A 16,371-nucleotide genomic window follows, 5' to 3' on the forward strand; every position below is an offset into this window, starting at 1 on the left:
TGCGGGCTTGTTTGACGTCACGGTGTTGCTAAGGGGCCAGAGTGGTTAACCAAGAGAAGCTCTTCGACTACCTCAAGAAGACGGCGGCCGAACTCCAGGAGACCCGCAAGCGGCTGCACAGGCTGGAGGCGGGCGAGGACGAGCCGATCGCCATCGTCGGCATGGCGTGCCGGTATCCGGGTGGGGTGGAAACCCCGGAGGACTTCTGGGAGCTGCTCTCCGACGGACGCGACGCGGTCGGCCCGTTCCCCGAAGACCGCGGCTGGGACCTCGGCGACTTCTACGACCCGGACCCGGAAAAGGCGGGCAAGTCCTACACCCGGTCCGGTGCCTTCATCAAGGACGCCAGCGGCTTCGACGCGGGCTTCTTCGGGATCAGCCCGCGCGAGGCGCTGGCGATGGACCCGCAGCAGCGGCTGCTGCTGGAGGTGTCCTGGGAAGCGCTGGAGCGCGCCCGGATCGACGTCACCACGTTGAAGGGCAGCAAAACCGGCGTGTTCGTCGGCGGGTTCACCTCGAACTACGCGATGAGCCTGGAACTGCTCCAGGGCGGCTCGGGCGAGCTCGAAGGCCATATGATGACCGGCAACCTGACTGCCGTGCTCTCCGGCCGCATCGCCTACCTGATGGGGCTCGAAGGCCCCGCGGTGACCGTCGACACCGCGTGCTCCTCGTCGCTGGTGGCCCTGCACCTGGCCTGTCAGGCGATCCGTGCCGGCGAATGCACCATGGCGCTGGCCGGCGGTGTGACCGTGCTCGTGACGCCCGGCATGTTCGTGGAATTCTCGAAGCAGCAAGGGCTTTCGGTGGACGGGCGGTGCCGCGCGTTCTCCTCCGACGCCAACGGCACCGGCTGGGCCGAGGGCACCGGCATGATCGTGCTGGAGCGGCTGTCCGACGCGCGCCGCCACGGACACCACGTGCTCGCGGTGATCCGCGGCTCCGCGATCAACCAGGACGGCGCGTCCAACGGGCTGACCGCGCCGAACGGCCCGTCGCAGCAACGGGTCGTGCGCGCCGCGCTGGACAGCGCCCGGCTGACCCCCGCCGACGTGGACGCGGTCGAGGCGCACGGCACCGCCACCACCCTCGGCGACCCGATCGAAGCGCAGGCGCTGCTGGCCACCTACGGCCAGGAACGCGACGGCGGCAAACCGTTGTGGCTGGGTTCGGTGAAGTCGAACATCGGGCACACACAGGCCGCTGCCGGCGTGGCCGGGATCATCAAGATGGTTCTGGCGCTGCGCAACGAAAAGCTGCCGAAAACGCTGCACGTCACCGAACCAACGCCGCACGTGGACTGGTCCGCCGGCGAAGTGGAACTGCTGACCGAATCGGTCGCCTGGCCCGCCGGCGAGCGCATCCGCCGCGCCGGGGTTTCCTCTTTCGGCGGCAGCGGCACCAACGCGCACTTCATCCTCGAAGAAGCCCCGGCGGAGGAAACGCCGGACGAAGCCGCCGAGCCCGAAGCTCCGGTCGTCGCCGGCGCCAACGCCTGGCTGGTCACCGGTCGGTCCGCCGAAGGGCTCGCCGCGCAGGCGGCCCGGATCCGGGACTGGGCGGCCGCCCGTCCGGAGCTGGACGCCGACCGGATCGCCTGGTCGCTGGCCACCACCCGGTCGGTGTTCGAGCACCGCGCCGTGGTGCTGGGCGAGGATCCGCTGGCCGGGCTGGACAGCCTGGTCGCGGAGGCCCCCAGCGGCGCGGTGGTCTCCGGGGTGCGGCGCGACGACGTGCGCCCGGTGTTCGTCTTCCCCGGGCAGGGTTCGCAGTGGCTCGGCATGGGCCGGGAGCTCGCGCAGGTGAGTCCGGTGTTCGCGGCGCGGTTGGCGGAGTGCGAGGCGGCTTTGGGGTCCTTTGTGGACTGGAAGCTGTCCGATGTGCTCGCTGAAGAGCTGACCACGGCGGATCTGGTGCAGCCCGCGTTGTGGGCGGTGATGGTGTCTCTGGCCGCGGTGTGGGAGGCGGCTGGGGTGCGCCCGGAGGCGGTCGTCGGCCATTCGCAGGGCGAGATCGCGGCGGCGACGGTTGCCGGGATGTTGTCCGTTGAGGACGGTGCGCGGGTTGTTGCGCTGCGCTCGAAGTCGTTGAAGGTGTTGGCGGGTCTGGGCGGCATGCTGTCGGTCAGCGCGGCGGCCGGTGTGGTGGAGGAGCGGCTGGGCCGGTGGGGTGATCGACTGTCGCTTGCGGCCGTGAACGGTCCGTCCGCGGTGGTCGTCTCGGGTGAGCCGGAGGCGTTGGCTGAGCTGAAGTCCGAGTTGGATGCCGAGGGTATCCGGGCGCGGATGGTGGCGGTGGATTACGCGTCGCATGGTGTGCAGGTGGAGCGGCTGGAAGACGAGATCCGTGCGGTGCTGGCGGGTGTTTCGCCGCGCAAGGGCCGGGTACCGATGGTGTCGGCGATGTCCGGTGAGACGCTCACTGGTGAGGAGTTGGACGCCGGGTATTGGTATGAGAGCCTGCGCTCGACTGTCCACTTCGAACGCGCGATCGCCACGCTTTCCGGACAGGGCCACCAGATGTTCGTCGAGGTGTCCCCGCATCCGGTCCTGCTCGGTGCGATGAACGACACCCTGGAGGAGGTCGCGCGCGAGGCGGGCGCCGGTGCGGTGGCCGGGGTGGTCTGCGCGACTCTTCGCCGGGACGAGGGCGGCGCGGACCGGCTGGTCGCTTCGTTCGCCGAGGCCTTCGTGCACGGCGCGTCCGTGGACTGGACCAAACTGCTGCCCGTCGCGGCGCACGTCGAACTGCCGACGTATGCCTTCCAGCGCCGGCGTTACTGGCCGCAGGGCGTGCTGTCCGGCTTCCACGGGAAGTCCGGCAACGGGGACCTGTCGACGCTGGGGCTCGGGGTGCTCGGGCACCCGCTGCTCGGCGCGGCCGTGGACCTGGCGGGCGGCGCGGGCCTGGTGTGCACCGGGCACCTCTCGCCGAAGGCCCAGCCGTGGCTGGCCGACCACGCGGTGGACGGCACGATGCTGTTGCCCGGCACCGGATTCGTCGAACTGGCCGTCCGCGCCGGGGACCAGCTCGGCTGCGGCGCGCTGGACGAGCTGACGCTGCAGGCGCCGCTGATCGTGCCCGCCGAGGGAGAGGGCTTGCAGCTCCAGGTCGTGGTGGCCGAGGCCGGCCGGGACGGCCGTCGGCCGGTGGAGATCTTCTCCCGCCCCGAACAGGCCGGTCCCGGCCAGGAATGGGTCCGGCACGCGGTCGGGACGGTCGCGCCCGCGGGCCCGGTCGGTTCCGCCGACGAAGACCTGCTGATGTGGCCGCCGCGCGACGCCACGCCGGTCGATGTCTCAGAGCTGTACCCGACTTACCTTGCCGACGTTTACGGCCCTTCGTTCCACGCGCTGCGCGCCGCCTGGCGCCGCGACGGGGACGTCTTCGCCGAGATCGTGCTTCCCGACGACGTAGCCGAGAAGGCCGGTTCCTACGGCCTGCACCCGGTCCTGCTGGACGCGGCGCTGCACGCCTCGGTCATCGCCGAGGCCGAGGCGGGAGTGCCGGAGGAGCCCGGCACGGTGCCGATGCCGTTCGCCTGGAACTCCGTCGAACTGCACGCCGCGGGCGCGTCCACGCTGCGGGTGCGGTTGCGGCTGGACGGGCAGGGCTCGGTTTCGCTGACCGCCGCCGACGCCACCGGAGCCCCGGTCGTTTCGGTGGGCTCGCTGGTGAAACGCCGCGTGCCGACCGGCCGGCTGCGGCCCGTCGACGGCGCGCTGGCCGACTCGCTGTTCGTCCAGGACTGGGCCACGCTGCCGGACGCCGCCGCTCCGGCGGGGGAGTGGGCGCTGCTCGGCACCGACCGGTTCGGCCTGCTCGACGGGCTGGGGCTGCCGGTGCGGGCGTACGCGGATCTCGCCGAACTGGCCGCGGCCGTCGAAGCCGGCGAGATCGACCCGAGCGTGGTGCTGCGGTGCGCCGGTGCGGAAGACACTGGCGCGGACATGCCGGAGACAGTGCGCCGCGTCAGCGCCGCGCACCTGGAATTGCTGCACGAATGGCTGGCAGAGACCCGGTTGGCCGGTGCGCGGCTGGTGGTCGTCACTCAAGGCGCGGTCGGCAACGAGGTGACCGACCTCGCCGGCGCCGCGGTATGGGGCCTGACCCGCTCGGCGCAGTCCGAAGAACCCGATCGCCTGGTGCTCGCGGACCTGGGCGCCGAGCGGCTCGCGCTGCTTCCGGCGGCGCTGGGCGGCGACGAACCCGAACTGCTGCTGCGCGACGGCCGCGCCCACGGCAGGCGGCTGGTCCGGCCGGAGGGCCGGTTGTCCGCGGTCGAATGGCCGGACGGCCCCCGCGCCGATCCCGCCGCCCGCACGCTGCTGGTCACCGGCGGCACCGGCACTCTGGGCGGCCTGACCGCCCGGCATCTGGCGGCCACCGGCCGCGCCGGGGGAGTCGTGCTGCTCAGCCGTTCCGGTGCGTCCGCGGGCGTGGCCGCGCTGGTGGCCGAGCTGGCCGAAATGGGCGTGTGGGTGCGAGTTGTCGCCTGCGACGCCGCCGATCGCGCCGCGCTGGCGACCGTGCTGGCACAGCTGCCCGAAGAGCATCCGCTCGGCTCTGTCGTGCATTCCGCCGGTGTCGTGGACGACGGCGTGATCAGCGCGCTGACGCCGGAGCGGCTGGCCGCCGTCCTGCGGCCGAAGGCGGACGCCGCCTGGCATCTGCACGAGCTGACCGCCGGGATGGATCTCGACCTGTTCGTGCTGTACTCCTCGGCGGCGGCCATGTTCGGCGCGGCCGGGCAGGGCAGCTATGTCGCCGCGAACTCCTTCCTGGACGCGCTCGCCGCCTGGCGGCGCGGCACCGGGCTCGCCGGGATGTCCCTGCAACTCGGGCCGTGGGCGCACGAGGAGGGCATCGGCCGACACCTGGACCAGCAGTTGTTGTCCCGGATCGACCGCAGCTTCATCCCTTTGAGCGGAGAAGAAGGCCTCGTCGTCCTCGACGTGGCGCTGGGCCGCGACGAGCCGGTTCTGATGCCCGCGCACCTGGACATGCCCGCGCTGCGGGCGCTGGCCGCGGGCAGCACCGAGGTCCCGCCGATCTGGCGTTCGCTCGTCGGTGCCACCGGGCGGCGGACCGCGGTCTCGCGCGTCGCGGACGGCGCGGGCGAAGGCGAGTCCCTGCGGCGGCAGCTGGCGTCGGTCTCCGGCGCGGAACGCGGCCGGGTCCTGCTGGACCTGGTGTGCGCGCACGTCGCCGCGGTGCTCGGGCACGCCTCCGTGGAAGCGATCGACGCGAACCGGGCGTTCACCGACGTCGGCTTCGACTCGCTGACCGCGGTGGAACTGCGGAACCGGATGAACGCGGCCACCGGCCTGCGCCTGCCCGCCACGCTGATCTTCGACTACCCCACGCCGATCGCGCTGGCCGGACTGCTGCGCACCGAGCTGTCCGGCGACCTGCCCGCCGTCGCGCCGCCCCCGGCGCCGGCCGTGCGGCGGGCCGGAACGGACGAGCCGATCGCGATCGTCGGCATGGCCTGCCGGTTCCCCGGCGGCGCGGCCAGCCCCGAGGAGCTGTGGCAGCTGCTGGCGGCGGGCGCGGACGCCATCGGCCCGTTCCCGCAGGACCGCGGCTGGGACCTCGACCTGCTGAACGACCCGCTGCTGGGCTCCTTCGACCAGGCAGGCGGTTTCGTCCGCGACGCCAGCGCGTTCGACGCCGGATTCTTCGGCATCAGCCCGCGCGAGGCGCTGGCGATGGACCCGCAGCAGCGGCTGCTGCTGGAGGTGTCCTGGGAGGCTGTCGAGCGGGCCGGGATCGACCCCGCTTCGCTGCGCGGCACGCAGACCGGCGCGTTCGTCGGCGGCTACAGCTCCCGGTACGCGACGGATATCGACCTGGAAACCTCCGGCGTCGCCGAAGCGCAGTTGGTGACCGGCAACGCCACCAGTGTGCTTTCCGGCCGGTTGTCCTACACACTCGGCCTGGAAGGCCCGGCCGTCACGATGGACACCGCGTGTTCGTCCTCGCTGGTCGCTCTGCACCTGGCCAGCCAGGCGTTGCGCGGCGGCGAGTGCGGGCTCGCGCTCGCTGGTGGCGTCACCGTCACCGCGACGCCCGGCGTGTTCAGCGCCTTCGCGAAGGCAGGCGGCATCTCGGTGGACGGGCGATGCAAGTCTTTCGCCGCCGCCGCGGAGGGTTCCGGTTTCGCCGAGGGCGCGGGCATGCTCGTGCTGGAGCGGCTTTCCGACGCCCAGCGCAACGGGCATCCGGTGCTGGCGCTGATCCGGGGTTCCGCGGTGAACCAGGACGGCGCGTCGAACGGCTTGACCGCGCCGAACGGTCCGTCGCAGCAACGGGTAATCCGCGCGGCGCTGGCCAGTGCCCAGCTCTCCGAGTCCGATGTGGACGTCGTCGAGGCGCACGGATCGGCCACCACACTGGGCGACCCGATCGAGGCACAGGCGTTGCTGGCGACCTACGGACAGGGCCGGGAACGACCGTTGTGGCTGGGCTCGGTGAAGTCGAACATCGGGCACACGCAAGCCGCGGCGGGCGTGGCCGGCGTGATGAAGATGGTGCTCGCGCTGGGACACGAGCAGCTGCCGAAGACCCTGCACGTGGACGACCCGACCCCGCACGTGGACTGGACGGCGGGCGAGGTGCGGCTGCTGACCGAGCCGGTGTCGTGGACGCAGGGGGAGCGGGTGCGCCGGGCCGGGGTGTCGGCGTTCGGCATGAGCGGCACCAACGTGCACGTCATCGTCGAAGAAGCGCCCCAGACCGACGCGGCCGAGCCGGAGCCGGACGAAACCGGGGTGCCGGTGCTGACCGGCGGTCCGTCGGCGCTGCTGGTGGGCGGGCGGAGCGCGGAAGGCCTGGTGGCGCAGGCGGATCGGCTGGCCGACTGGCTGGCCGAGCGCCCGGACCTGCCGCCGTCGGACGTGGCGTGGTCGCTGGCCACCACCCGGTCGGCGTTCGAGCATCGGGCCGTGGTGCTCGGCGACACCCACGAAGAGCTGGTTTCCGGTCTGCGCGCGGTGCCCGGCCCGCTGTCCGGGGTGGCACGGGCCGGTGGCCGGACTGCCTTCGTGTTCGCCGGACAGGGCACCCAATGGGCGGGCATGGGCCGGCAGATGCTGGCCGACAGCCCGGTCTTCGCGGCCCGGTTCGCCGAATGCGAGCGTGCCCTTTCGTCCTGTGTGGACTGGAACCTGACCGAGGCGCTCGCCGGTGAGCTGGAATCGGCGGAGATCGTGCAGCCGTTGCTGTGGGCGGTGATGGTGTCGCTGGCCGCGGTCTGGGAGGCGGCCGGCGTCGCTCCGGACGCGGTGGTCGGCCACTCGCAGGGCGAGATCGCGGCGGCGACGGTCGCGGGCATGCTGACCGTCGAGGACGCCGCGAAGGTCGTCGCCGTGCGGTCGCGGGAGCTGACCGGACTGTCCGCGCAAGGCTCGATGGTCTCGGTGGTCATGCCCGCCGAACCGGTGCGCGAACTGGTGGCGCGCTGGGGCGACCGGCTTTCCATCGCCGCGGTCAACGGCCCCGCCGCCGTGGTGGTGTCCGGCGAACCCGGGGCGCTGACCGAATTCGAACGGGAACTGGCCTCGCGGCACGTGCTGCGCTGGCGGATCCCGGCGACCGACTTCGTCGCGCACTCCCCGGCGGTGGATTCGCTGGCCGAGGTGCTCGCGGCCGGGCTGGCGAGCATCGTGCCCCGCACCGGCCGGGTGCCGATGATGTCCACGGTCACCGGCGAATGGGTGTCCGGAGCCGAACTCGGCGCGGACTACTGGTTCGCGAACCTGCGCCGGACCGTGCGGTTCGAGGACGCCACCCGTGCGCTGCTCGCCGCCGGTTATCTGTCCTTTGTGGAGGTTTCGCCGCATCCGGTGCTGACCGCGTCGGTGACCGAGACCGCGGAGGACGCCGGGACCGGCCCGGTGCTGACTGTCGGCACCCTGGAACGCGAAAACGCGGGCGCGCGCCGGATGCTCGCTTCGCTGGCCGAAGCGCACGCGGGCGGCCTCCCAGTGGACTGGACCGCGGTGCTGCCCGCGGGCAGCCGCGTCGATCTGCCCACCTATGCCTTCCAACACGAGCGTTACTGGCTGAGCGGCTCCGCCGCCGCAACGCCGCCCACCGGGGCGGAAACCGCCGAGGAAGCCCGTTTCTGGGCCGCGGTCGAAGGCGGCGACCTGGCGGGGGTCGCGGACACGCTGTCGCTGCCCGACGAAGGCCACCTGGACGCGGTGCTGCCCGCGCTGGCCTCGTGGCGCAAGCGGGAACGGGACCGCTCGGCCACCGAGTCCTGGCGCTACCGCATCACCTGGGCGCCGGTGGCCGAACCGTCCGCCGCCCGGCTCGACGGGAGCTGGCTGGTCGTCGTGCCCGCCGCGCACGCCGAGGACGAGCGGGTGCGGGCGTGTGTGGCCGCGCTTTCCCGCCGCGGCGCCGAGCCGGTGCTGATCGCGCTGGACGCCGCGGTGACCGATCGGGTCGCGATGTCGGCGGTGCTCGGACCGGTGCTGCGAGACACCGGCGAAGCGAGCGGCGTGCTGTCGCTGCTCGCGCTGGACGAGACTCCGCTGGCCGGGCACCCGGTGGTTTCGACCGGCCTCGCCACCACCACCGCATTGGTGCAGGGGCTGGACGACGCGTGCGTGGACGCCCCGCTGTGGCTGGCCACCTGCGGCGCGATCGCCGCCGGGGCGGGCGAGTCCCCGGCCAGTCCGGCACAGGCCCAGATCTGGGGCTTCGGCCGGGTGGTCGGACTCGAGTACCCGGACCGCTGGGGCGGGCTGGTCGACCTGCCCGCCGCGGTGGACAAGCGGACCGGCGCGCAGCTGGTCGCGGTCCTGTCCGGCTGCGACGAGAACCAGGTCGTGCTGCGACCCGCCGGGATACTGGGCCGCCGCCTGACCCACGCTCCCCGCCCGAAGAGCACGGGGACGTGGCAGACCCGCGGCGCCGCGCTGGTCACCGGCGGCACCGGCGCGCTCGGCGGCTACGTGGCCCGGTGGCTGGGCGAACACGGCGGCGACCGGCTCGTGCTCACCAGCCGGTCCGGTCCGGCCGTGGCGGGCATCGCCGCGCGGGCCGCCGAACTGGCCGAACAGGGCAGCCAGGTGGACGTGCTGGCCTGCGACGTGAGCGTGCGCGCCGAGGTCGCCGGGGTCCTCGACTGGATCGGCGACGACCTCTCCGCCGTGGTGCACACCGCGGCGGTGCTGGACGACGGCGTGATCGACGGCCTGAGCCCGGCCCGCCTGGAAACCGCGCTGTCGGCCAAGGGCGGTGGCGCCGCGCATCTGGACGAACTCACCGCCGGCCGCGAGTTGGACGCGTTCGTGCTGTTCTCGTCGGTGGTGGCCACCACGGGCGGGCCCGGACAGGCCAACTACGCCGCGGCCAACGCCTACCTCGACGCGCTCGCGGAGCACCGGCGAGGACGTGGTCTGCCCGCGTTGTCAGTGGCCTGGGGCCCCTGGGAAGCCGGGGTGGCGCAGGGCTCCGAAGCGGCGCGGCAACGGCTGGCCCGCAACCAGTGGGAAGGCATGATGGCACCGAAGCTCGCGGTGCGAGCGCTCGGCGAGGCTCTCGAGGGTGGCGACACCGTCCTCACGGTGACCAACATCGACTGGTCCATCATCCTGGACACCCCGCACTCGGCGGCGAGTCTGCTCCAAGTCCCGCTGATGCGGGATCTGCCGGAGATCCACCGGCTGGCCGCGCTCGTCGCGGACGCGCCCGCGGAAACGGCCGAGGGCGATCTGGCCGCTTCGCTGACCGGGCTCTCCGGCGCCGAGCGGACCCGTGTGGTGGCCGACCTGGTCCGAAGCATGGCCGCGCAGGTGCTCGGCTTCGGCTCGGGCGAGTCCGTCGACCCCGACCGCGCGTTCAGCGAGATGGGCTTCGACTCGCTGACCTCGGTGGAACTGCGCAACGACCTCGGCTCGGCCACCGGCCTGCGGCTGCCCGCGACGCTCCTGTTCGACTACCCGACCGCCGGCGCGGTCACCGACTACCTGCTGGCCGAACTGCTCGGCGCGCTGCCCGAGCAGACCCGCGCCCCGGTCGCCGCATCGGCGGCGGCCGACGAGCCGATCGCCATCGTGGGCATGAGCTGCCGCTATCCCGGCGGAGTGGTCGATCCGGACGGGCTGTGGGCGCTGCTGGCCTCCGGCGGCGACGCGATCTCCGGCTTCCCGCTCGACCGGGACTGGGACCTCGGCGCGCTGGACGAGTCCTCCTATGTCAGCTCCGGCGGTTTCGTCGAGGACATCTCCGGCTTCGACGCCGGGTTCTTCGGGATCAGCCCGCGCGAGGCGCTGGCGATGGACCCGCAGCAGCGGATGCTGCTCGAACTGTCCTGGGAAGCACTGGAACGGGCCGGGATCGCCCCGGAATCCCTGCGCGGCACCAGCACCGGCGTGTTCGCGGGCGGCTACTCGTCCGGCTACGGCTACGACGCGGACTTCGACGGCGCGGCGCACCTGATCACCGGCAACGCGACCAGCGTGCTGTCCGGCCGGGTGTCGTACTCGCTGGGCTTGGAAGGCCCGGCCGTCACCGTGGACACGGCGTGCTCTTCGTCGCTGATGGCCATGCACCTGGCTGCGCAGGCGTTGCGGTCCGGCGAATGCTCGATGGCGCTCGCCGGCGGCGTGACCGTGCTGGTCAGCCCGGCCGGGTTCGTCGGGTTCAGCGAGCAGAGCGGACTGGCGAAAGACGGCCGCTGCAAGGCTTTCTCCGACGACGCGGACGGCATGGGCTTCGCCGAGGGCGCGGGCCTGGTCGTGCTGGAGAAGCTCTCCGACGCGCAACGGCAGGGCCACCAGGTGCTCGCCGTGCTGCGGGGTTCCGCGGTGAACCAGGACGGCGCGTCGAACGGTCTGACCGCGCCGAACGGTCCTTCACAGCAGCGCGTCATTCGCGCGGCACTGGCGAATGCCGGGTTGTCGCAGTCCGATGTGGACGTGGTGGAGGCGCACGGTACGGGCACCAAGCTCGGCGACCCGATCGAGGCACAGGCGTTGTTGGCGACGTATGGCCGGGACCGGGACCGTCCGCTGTGGCTGGGTTCGGTCAAGTCCAACATCGGGCACACGCAGGCGGCGGCCGGCGTGGCGGGCGTGATCAAGATGGTGCTGGCGTTGCGGGAGCGGCAGTTGCCGCGCACCCTGCACGCCGGGGTGCCGTCTTCCCAGGTGGACTGGACGGCCGGTCAGGTCGAATTGCTGACCGAGAGCACGCCGTGGCCTGCCAACGGGCGTCCGCGGCGCGCCGGGGTGTCGTCGTTCGGGCTGAGCGGCACCAACGCGCACGTCATCCTGGAGGAAGCGCCCGCCGAGGCACCCGCGGAGGTCGAGGAGCGCGAGCCGGTGCTCAGTGCTGGTGAGGCTGGGGCGTGGGTGCTGTCCGGCCGGACCGTCGAGGGCCTCGCGGGCCAGGCGGAGCGGCTGCACGACTGGGTGCTCGACCGGCCGGAGCTGTCACCGGCGGACGTGGCCTGGTCGTTGGCGACGACGCGGTCGGTGTTCGAGCACCGGGCCGTGGTCACCGGCGATTTTCCCGCTGGGTTGCGAGATCTGGTCGCCGGGACGCCGTCGGGCTCGGTAGTTGCCGGGTCGGCGCGGGCGGGAGTGCGTCCGGTGTTCGTGTTCGCCGGGCAGGGTTCGCAGTGGCTCGGGATGGGGTGTGAGCTGGCGCGGTCGAGTGCGGTGTTCGCGGCGCGGTTGGCGGAGTGCGAGGTGGCTTTGGAGTCTTTTGTGGACTGGAAGCTGTCCGATGTGCTCGAAGGCGAGCTGGAGTCGGCGGATGTGGTGCAGCCTGCGTTGTGGGCGGTGATGGTGTCTCTGGCCGCGGTGTGGGAGGCGGCTGGCGTCGCTCCGGACGCGGTGGTCGGTCATTCGCAGGGCGAGATTGCGGCGGCGACTGTTGCGGGCATGTTGTCCCTTGCGGACGGTGCGAAGGTTGTTGCACTGCGCTCGAAGTCTCTTAAGGCGTTGGCGGGTTTGGGCGGCATGCTGTCGGTTAACGCGGCGGCCGGTGTGGTGGTGGAGCGGATCGCCAAGTGGGGCGAGAAGCTGGCTCTCGCCGCGGTGAACGGTCCGGCTGCGGTGGTGGTTTCGGGTGAGCCGCAGGCGTTGGCTGAGCTGAAGTCCGACATGGATGCCGAGGGCATCCGGGCGCGGATGGTGGCGGTGGATTACGCGTCGCATTGTGCGCAGGTGGAAAGCTTGGAAGAGGAGATCCGTGCGGTGCTGGCCGGGGTTTCGCCGCGGCGGGGCCGGGTGCCGATGGTGTCGGCGATGTCCGGGGAGACCCTCACTGGTGAGGAGTTGGACGCCGGGTATTGGTATGAGAGCCTGCGCTCGACTGTCCACTTCGAACGCGCGATCGCCACGCTTTCCGGACAGGGCCACCAGATGTTCGTCGAGGTGACTCCGCATCCGGTCCTGTTCGGTGCGATCACCGACACTGTCGAGGACGCCGCTGCCGTGTGCGGCACGCTCCGCCGGGACGACGGCGGTGCGGCGCGGTTGCTGACCTCGTTCGCGGAAGCTTTCGTGCAGGGTGCGCCGGTGGACTGGGCGGCGGTGCTGCCGTCGGGGAACCGGGTCGAGCTTCCGACCTATGCGTTCGAACGTGAGCGTTTCTGGCCGAAGGCCGCGACCGGCCGTGGCGGGGACGCGGTGTCCCTTGGCCTGGGCGCGGTGGACCACCCGTTGCTCGGCGCGGCGGTCGAATTGGCCGGCGGCACGGGTGTCCTCTGCACCGGTCGGTTGTCGGTGCGTACGCATCCGTGGCTGGCCGACCATGTGGTGGGTGGCGTGATCCTGTTGCCCGGCACCGGGTTCGTCGAGCTGGCGGTGCTGGCGGGCGACCAGGTGGGCTGCGGTCTGCTGGAAGAACTGACCTTGCAGGCGCCGCTGGTGATCCCGGCCGAGGGCGGCGTACAGGTCCAGGTGGTTCTCACCGACGCCACCGACGACGGTCGCCGCACGGTGGAGGTGTTCTCCCGCCGGGACGGAACCGGTGAAGAGTGGACCCGGCACGCCACCGGGGTGCTGGCCCCGGTCGCGGCCTCGCCGGTCGCGGACGAACTCTCGGTGTGGCCCCCGCAAGGCGCGGAAGCGATCGTCATCGACGGGATGTACACCGCCGAAGGCGCTTACGGCTACGGCCCGGCGTTCCAGACTCTCCGCGCGGCTTGGCGGCTCGACGACGAGATCTACGCCGAGGTCCGGCTTTCCGGGGACACCGCGGAGGAAGCGGACGCGTTCGGCCTGCACCCGGCGCTGCTCGACGGGGTGCTGCACGCCAGCGCACTGCTCGGCGCGGCTGAGCCGGACGAGGCGCGGCTGCCGTTCGCGTGGAACGGCGTCCGGCTGCGGGCAGGCGGTGCGTCCGTGCTGCGCGCCCGGCTGCGTCGGGACGACGCCGGTGCTCTCGCCGTGCTGGCCGCCGACACCGCCGGGGCCACCGTGATCTCGGTGGACTCGCTGGTCACTCGGGCGGTTTCGCTGGAGCAGGTCCGCGCGGCCGGTGCGACACAGCCTGACTCGCTGTTCACCGTGCAATGGCAGCCGATCGCGGAAACCGCCGCGAAGACCGGCGACTGGGCCCTCCTTGGCACTGATCGCTTCGGAGTCGCGGACGCGTTGCCGGTGACATCCTTCGCGGACCTCACGGCGCTGGCCGAGTCCGGCACGGTGCCGAGCGTGGTGGTGGTCTGCGCCGGTGGCGCCGACGAGACCGACACGGCCGAGGCCGCGCGGCGCGCCACCACCGAGACGCTGGAACTGATTCAGCACTGGCTGGCCGACGACCGCTTCGAGACGGCGCGGCTGGTGGTCCTGACCCGGCGCGGCCTGGCGACCGCCCCCGGCGAACCGGTGGCGGACCTGGCGTCCGCGGCGGTCTGGGGTCTGGTGCGCTCCGCGCAGTCGGAGAACCCGGACCAGGTCGTCCTGGCCGACTTCGCCGAGGGCAGGGACCTCGCCGCGTTGCCGTCCGCAGTGGACAGTGGTGAGCCGGAGGTGGCTGTTCGTGGTGGTGTCGCGTTGGGACGGCGGCTGACTCGTCCGTCCGGCGATCTCGTACTGCCGAAGGGCTTGTGGCGGCTGGACCCGGACACGGGCGGCTCGCTGGAGGGCCTCGCGCCGGTCTCGCTCGCCGACGCGGCGCTGGAGCCGGGTCAGGTTCGGGTGGGCGTGAGGGTCGCGGGCCTGAACTTCCGGGACGTGCTGATCGCGTTGGGGATGTATCCCGGCGGTGGCGTGATGGGCGGTGAGGTCGCGGGCCGGATCCTGGAGGTCGGGCCCGGCGTGACCGGCTTCGCGGTGGGCGACCGGGTGCTGGGCATCGTGTCCGGCGGGTTCGGCCCGGAGGTGATCGCCGACGCGCGGCAGCTCGTGCCCATCCCCGAAGGCTGGACGGACGTCGAGGCCGGTGCTGTCCCGTCGGCCTTCCTGACCGCCTGGTACGCGCTGGTGGAGTTGGCGGGCGCGCGGTCCGGGCAGCGGGTGCTGGTGCACGCGGCCGCGGGCGGTGTCGGCATGGCCGCGGTGCGCATCGCGCGCCATCTGGGGCTGGAAGTCTTCGCTACTGCCAGCCCGGCGAAGCACGGTGCGCTGGCCGGTCTGGGTCTGGACGCGGACCACATTTCCACCTCGCGCGGTGTTGAGTTCGAGCGTGATTTCCTTGTCGCGACGGATGGTCGTGGTGTGGATATCGTGGTGAACTCGCTGGCGGGCGAGTTGGTGGACGCGTCGCTGCGGCTGCTGCCTGAGGGTGGTTCGTTCGTGGAGATGGGCCGCACCGACCTGCGGGACCCGGAGAGCATCCCGGCGGGGATCGACTACCGGCCGTTCACCCTGGCGGAGGCCGGGCCGGACGGACTGCACGACATGCTGGTCCAGATCGTCGGACTGATGGCGTCCGGGGTGCTGGCGAAGTCGCCGGTGCGGGTGTGGGATGTGAGGCGGGCGCGGGATGCGTTCCGGTTCATGTCGCAGGCCAAGCACACCGGCAAGATGGTCTTCACCATTCCGGCCGCGGCGGTGTCGGCTTCCCGCTCGGCGCTGATCACCGGCGGCACCGGGACGTTGGGCGGTCTGGTCGCCCGGCATCTGGCGTCGACCGGGCGTGCGGACGAGTTGGTGCTGACCGGCCGTTCGGGCCCGGGTGCGCCGGACGTCGCCGCGCTGGCCGCGGAGCTGGCCACCTCGGGTGCGTCAGTGCGCGTTGTCGCCTGCGATGCGGCGGAACGCGACGACCTCGCCACCGTGGTGCGCCGGGTGCCGTTGCTGAAGACCGTGGTGCACACGGCCGGTGTGCTGGACGACGCGACAATCGCGTCGTTGACGTCCGAGCGCGTGTCGGCGGTGATGCGGCCCAAGGTCGACGGTGCGTGGAACCTGCACGAGCTGACCAAGGACCGCGAGCTGGACGAGTTCGTCCTGTTCTCCTCGGCGGCTTCCACCTTCGGTGCCGCCGGGCAGGGCAACTACGTCGCGGCGAACTCCTTTTTGGATGGTCTCGCGGCGGACCGGCGCGCGGCGGGGCTGCCGGGCACGTCGCTCGCGTGGGGTTTGTGGGCCGAAGCGAGCGCGTTGACCGGACAGCTCAGCGACAGCGAGCGCTCCCGCATCAACCGCGGCGGGATCGGGGCGCTGAGCGCCCAGGACGGCCTTGAGCTGTTCGACCGTGCGCTGGCGCGGGACGAATCCGTGCTCGTGCCCGCCCGGCTCGACGTCGCGGGCATGCGCGCGAAGGTCCGGACCGCCGAGGACGTGCCGCCGCTGTGGCGCGCGCTGGTCACCGGCGGCCCGGCTCGGCGGGCGGCGGTGTCCGCCGGCGCCGGTGGCGCCGATTCGTTGCGGCAGCGGCTGGCCGGACTGTCCGAACAGGACCGGGACCGCGCACTGGTCGACCTGGTGCGCACCCACGTGGCGGCCGTGCTCGGGCACGGGTCTTCGGAGGCGATCGACGCGAACCGGGCGTTCACCGACCTGGGCTTCGACTCGCTGACCGCGGTCGAACTGCGCAACCGGCTGAACACAGCGACCGGACTGCGGCTGCCCGCCACGCTGGTCTTCGACTACCCGAACGCGGTCGTGCTGGCCGGTCTGCTCCGGGACAAGCTGGTGCCGGACCTCGAAGCGCCCGACGGCGCGCAGGCGGCCGAGGACCAGCTCCGCGCCGCGCTCGCCGCCGTTCCGCTGGCGAGGTTCCGCGAAGCGGGGCTCATGGAGGGGCTGCTGCGGCTGGCCGGCGTCGAGGATTCGGCGGCCGAAGAGGACGCGGGCGACATCGACGAGCTGGACGCGGAGAGCTTGATCCGCCTGGTGCTCGAAACCGACAGCGAATGACCGTGACGATGCGCGACGAGTGGGATGGGTGGAAGCA

General features: G+C 72.4%; 1 protein-coding gene. It reads left to right on the forward strand.

The window, feature by feature from the left end:
• Positions 1-41: 41 nt before the first annotated feature.
• Positions 42-16,334, forward strand: a complete 16,293-nt coding sequence (locus ACLJPX_RS17100) for a type I polyketide synthase (protein ID WP_410600944.1) — start codon at positions 42-44, stop codon at positions 16,332-16,334.
• Positions 16,335-16,371: the final 37 nt, after the last annotated feature.

It is taken from the genome of Amycolatopsis sp. lyj-90 (assembly GCF_046549035.1).
Classification (GTDB): domain Bacteria; phylum Actinomycetota; class Actinomycetes; order Mycobacteriales; family Pseudonocardiaceae; genus Amycolatopsis.